This window comes from Vulcanococcus sp. DEBay_Sum29NL08_54, assembly GCF_017859255.1.
In the GTDB taxonomy this organism is placed as follows: Bacteria; Cyanobacteriota; Cyanobacteriia; order PCC-6307; family Cyanobiaceae; genus Vulcanococcus.
In genome coordinates, this window is the sequence record NZ_JAFMNJ010000063.1 from 1 (window position 1) to 4,251 (window position 4,251).

Here is a 4,251-nt window from a genome sequence, read left to right on the forward strand (position 1 = left end):
GGAACACCTATCGGATGCTGCACCAGACCCGTTTCGCTCCCCACTTCCAGTTCATGGGTGACTTCGAGCGTCACTACGGCCTCTTTGAAGGCTGCGGTTCGGCGATTCCCTTTGATCAGGACCGCGCGGCGAGCGGGGCCTCCGCCAGCTGCTGCTGATGGACGCCGCGCCGGGGCCCTTCAGCGTCAATGACAGGTGCATTGATTGCGGCACCTGCTGGCAATTTGATCCTCTGCACTTCGCCCCCACGGGCAGCAGCTCCCAGGTCATTCGTCAGCCCGAGGGAGCAGCCGAAACCCGTCAGGCCCTGTTGGCCTTGCAGGCCTGTCCGGTGGCGGCCATTGGGACGACCCCGGAGTTGCGGCGGCTGACCCCAAGCGATGGCTTTCCGGCCCTGGTCACCCGCCATACCGCTGGAGACGTCTACTACTGCGGTTGGGCGTCACGCCGCAGTTTCGGGGCCAGCAGTTGGCTCGTGGTTCGGCCGGAAGGCAACGTCCTGATCGACTCGCCCCGTTGGAGTGCACCCTTGGCTCGGCGCATCGCCGCCTTGGGCGGTCTTCAAGCCCTGGTGTTGACCCATCGCGATGACGTGGCCGACCACAAGCGCTGGGCCAAGGCCTTGGGTTGCAGCCGTTGGATTCACCAGGCCGACGCCGATGCCGCGCCAGACGCGGAGCATCAGGTTCAGGGATCTGCGGTGGTTGCGCTGGATGGGGCGTTGCAATTGATTCCCTGCCCCGGCCACACGGCGGGGTCAATGGCGGTCCTCTTGGGTGAGCGCCGCTCGGTGCTCTTCAGCGGTGATCACCTCTGGTGGCGCCCTGAGCAAGCGGTGGTGGTGGCTTCGGAGCGGTACTGCTGGTGGGATTTCAAGGAGCAGCTCCGCTCGGTGGAGCGCTTAAAGGAGCTGGATGTGGCCTGGCTGCTCCCCGGCCATGGCCACGCCCACGCGTTTGCCCCCGGGGAGTGGCGGGCCGCTGTCGAGCAGACCTTGGCCTTTAACCGAAGAAGCCCTTGCTGTTGAGCCAGAGCCCCAAGCCCAGCATCGGCACGAAGACGGCCCCAGCAATCTGAAGCTTGATCCGGGTGGCCGAGGGCTCCGCCTGGACCGGCTTGGCGGCTGCTTTGGCTTTGGTCTTGGCTTTGGCCACGGCTGCTTACTCGAGCTGTGGGGACAGGTTGCCATTGCTTGGGTCCGTACCGGCCCTGGGGCATGGGCATCGCTTTCTTTAGCAAGTTCCAACATTTGCTCTGATGCCATTGGTGGCCTTCGATGTTGGAAATCTGTGAACCTCTTGACGTCGGTCTGCTGCGTTGTCTGCGCTGACAGTGTCAGCGGCCATCGATAGGTTGCGACCAAGAGACAGCCCTAACTGCTGCGCTGTTTTCTTAACGCTCTCCCCAGCTTGGATTGATCCATGTCGCGGTTATTTGGCGCGTTTTAGAGATCGCTCATGGAGTCATTTGCAGGAGCTGTGTTGATTTTTGTCGTGGGCGGTGTCGTCACCTTGGCGACCACCGTGATGGTGATTCAGGGCCATCTCCATTGGCGCGGCCGTGATCCCTGGGGGGAGGGCTAAGCCATGGTGTTCAGCCCCACGCTTGCTGTTCAACCCTTCTTGGCCCCCGGGATCGCCTGGGCCCTGGTGGTGATTTTTTCGGTCCTTTGGATCGCCCTTGGGGTCTCCTGGGGACGCCGGGGTTCTGGCGATGCCGATGACTACATGCTGGCCGGCCGCAACATCGGTTTGGCCCTGAGCACAGCCACCTTGATGGCGTCCTGGGTGACCGGAAACACCACCTTGCTGGCGCCTGAGTTCGGCTATCGCAACGGTCTCTGGGGGATGTTCAGCTATGCCCTGGCCGGCCTGGGCCTGGTCCTGTTTGCACCCTTGGCTCTGCGGATCAAAACGCTGATGCCCAAGGGGCGCACCAGCGGCGACTTCATCCGCCTGCGCTATGGCCGAGCCGCCTGGTGGGTCTTCATGGTGATCACGGCGATCTACACCCTGGGCTTCCTGGTGACCCAGGCGATGGGGGCCGGGATCCTGCTGGAGGCCCTCTCCGGCTTCGACTATCGGCTCGGGATGGTTGTCGTCATCGGTGTCTCCACGATCTACACCCTCTATGGCGGCATGCGCGCCGTGGTGGGAACGGACTTCATTCAGTCCCTGCTGATCATGGGCTTGCTGGTGTTGGTCGCTGTTCTTGCCCTGCAGCAGTTCCCGGTGCAGGAGCTCCACCGGGAACTGGCGGCGCAGCATCCAGAGCGCCTGAATTTGCTGTTGCCCGCTGGCTTGTTGATTGCTTGGAACTCCGCCCTCTTCTCCATGGGAGAGGTGTTTCACAACAACATCTGGTGGTCACGGGTCTTCTCCAGCCGCGCCTCCGTGGTGTTTGCCTCGTTTGTGCTGGGCGGTTTGGCCTGGATGACGGTGCCGCTGGTGACCGGTTCGATCGGCCTGGTGGCGCTCGCGCAGGCGGTGGATCTGCCCCAGGTGAACATGCTCTTCCCGGTGGTGGCCTCCCAGCTCTTGGGCGCCGGTGGTGCAGCGCTGGTGTTTGTGGTGGTCTTTGCCTCCTTGACCTCCACCCTGGATTCCCTCTTGGCGTCGACGGCGGATTTGGTGGCGGAGGACGTGGTCTTCAAGTTGCTGAACCCCAACTTGAGTGATGCCCAGTTGCGGCAGGCCACCCGCTTGGTGGTGCTGGGTTTGGGGCTGTTGACCCTGCTGCTCTCCTGGCCGCGGCTCGACTCTCTGGCCTCTGTGCTGTTCTTCACCGGTGCCCTGGTGGCGTCCACGATTTGGCCGGTGGCCTACGGGCTCTACTGGCCTAGCGCCAACCGCTGGGCGGCGATTGCGGCGATGGTCTCAGGCAGCGCCGTGGGCTTAGGCGCCTATTTCCTGATCGCTCCCTACTGCGCAGCTCTGCTGTCTGCGGCGGTGTCCGCAGTGGTCATGGCCGTCGGTACCCAGCTCCAGCCGGAGCGTTTCAACTGGTTGACCCTGAAGGAGGGATAGGGATGAAACGTTGGTCGCTCAAAACCCGTGTTGCCCTTGCTGCGGCAGCCCTGGCTCTGGCCTTGCCCGCCGCCCGAGCGGCGCAGTCGACGGACTCCCCGCGCTGGCTGGTGGATCTACCGCTGTTGCGCCTGGTGATTTATGGAAGTGTGGCGGGGTTGGCGCTTTCTGTGCTGGTTCTTCTGCTGATTTGGTGGAACGAATGGAGGCGCGGCGATGTCTGGTAACGCCTTTGTTTGCATGCCCCATGACAACAAGAGTGGCATTTGTGTAGCCGTTGCTACGCAAATCTGCCCCGTTTTAAGCAGCTTGAACTTGGAGAAAGTGATGTGGCAGGGTGGATTTTGGTTTGAGACTCAGTGCGACCAATTCCGCCGCAGCGTTCTGCAGCAGTGGGCCTGGGTCCCCTAATCGCTATGACTGCACTCCACTCCGTCACGACGAGTACCGGCGCTGACGCACCCGTGCGTTTTGAACCGATGGGGCCGGATGTCTTTGGCGCAGCCTCTCCCCAGGCCCTGTTGGGGGCGATTCAAGAGGACGGCGAGGCGCTCCAGGAGCTGGTGGGGCAGCACGTGATCTCGATTCAGCCCTTCCGGCCCGAGACCCTGCTGCAGTTGTTTCGTCTGGCGGCCAAGTTTGAGAGCAATCCCGATCGCTATACGGCCCACAACACGCCGTTGAAGGGAAAGATTTTGATCAACGCCTTCTACGAACCCAGCACCCGCACGCGGCTGTCCTTTGACAGCGCCTGGCACCGTCTGGGCGGCGATTCGATCAACATCACCGACCGCGCCACGACGGGCCTGGCGAAGGGGGAGTCGCTGGAAGACGTCGCCCACATGTTCAACAACTACGGCGACTGCATCGTTCTGCGCGATACCGACTCCCAGGCCATCTATGCGATGACCGACACCCTGCGGATTCCGATCATCAACGCCGGCAATGGCATCGATGAACATCCCACCCAGGCGATGGCCGATCTCTACACGATCCTCAAGTGGCGTCCCGCCTTGGCGGCCCCTGAGGTTCCCGAGGATCAGCGGGCTCGCATCGGCATCGTTGGCATCCCCAGCCGCATGCGCACGGTTCGTTCGCTGCTGCGGATCCTGGCCAAATTCCCGCAGATGGTGGAGGAGTTGGTCCTCATCCATGACCCGGCCAATGACGCCAGCGAGGATCTCTTTGATCCCGGTCAGCTGGAGGAGTTGCAGCAGGCGGGGCT

The 4,251-nt window shown here is 62.7% G+C and carries 6 protein-coding genes; 5 read left to right on the forward strand and 1 reads right to left on the reverse strand.

Annotated features, from left to right (window positions below; translation table 11 throughout):
- Window positions 1–157: 157 nt before the first annotated feature.
- Complete coding sequence (locus QZ186_RS11220; RefSeq protein WP_010316013.1) at window positions 158–1,027, forward strand: MBL fold metallo-hydrolase; 870 nt, start codon at window positions 158–160, stop codon at window positions 1,025–1,027.
- Here the strand turns inward: QZ186_RS11220 and QZ186_RS11225 are convergent.
- A complete protein-coding gene (locus QZ186_RS11225) occupies window positions 1,002–1,154 on the reverse strand; it encodes a hypothetical protein (protein WP_010316015.1) in 153 nt (50 codons plus the stop codon). The genes QZ186_RS11220 and QZ186_RS11225 overlap by 26 nt on opposite strands.
- Before the next feature lie 303 nt (window positions 1,155–1,457).
- On the opposite strand from QZ186_RS11225, the gene QZ186_RS11230 reads away from it, so the two are divergent.
- From QZ186_RS11230 to QZ186_RS11245, 4 genes are all read left to right on the forward strand, one after another.
- The gene (locus QZ186_RS11230; protein ID WP_255344645.1) at window positions 1,458–1,583 is read left to right on the forward strand and encodes a hypothetical protein; all 126 of its coding nucleotides are present in this window, start codon (window positions 1,458–1,460) and stop codon (window positions 1,581–1,583) included.
- Between the two features lie 3 nt (window positions 1,584–1,586).
- Window positions 1,587–3,026, forward strand: a complete 1,440-nt coding sequence (locus tag QZ186_RS11235; RefSeq protein WP_010316019.1) for an urea transporter — start codon at window positions 1,587–1,589, stop codon at window positions 3,024–3,026.
- Between the two features lie 2 nt (window positions 3,027–3,028).
- Window positions 3,029–3,253, forward strand: coding sequence for a hypothetical protein (locus tag QZ186_RS11240; protein ID WP_010316020.1), 225 nt, complete (start codon window positions 3,029–3,031; stop codon window positions 3,251–3,253).
- A gap of 252 nt (window positions 3,254–3,505) precedes the next feature.
- Window positions 3,506–4,251 (forward strand): aspartate carbamoyltransferase (locus QZ186_RS11245; protein WP_296416889.1); only part of this gene is annotated, 746 nt, incomplete at its 3' end.

Coding starts and splice junctions, on each gene's coding strand:
- QZ186_RS11220 (WP_010316013.1), top strand. CDS start 158: ATGGACGCCGCGCCGGGGCCCTTCAGCGTCAATGACAGGTGCATTGAT.
- QZ186_RS11230 (WP_255344645.1), top strand. CDS start 1,458: ATGGAGTCATTTGCAGGAGCTGTGTTGATTTTTGTCGTGGGCGGTGTC.
- QZ186_RS11235 (WP_010316019.1), top strand. CDS start 1,587: ATGGTGTTCAGCCCCACGCTTGCTGTTCAACCCTTCTTGGCCCCCGGG.
- QZ186_RS11240 (WP_010316020.1), top strand. CDS start 3,029: ATGAAACGTTGGTCGCTCAAAACCCGTGTTGCCCTTGCTGCGGCAGCC.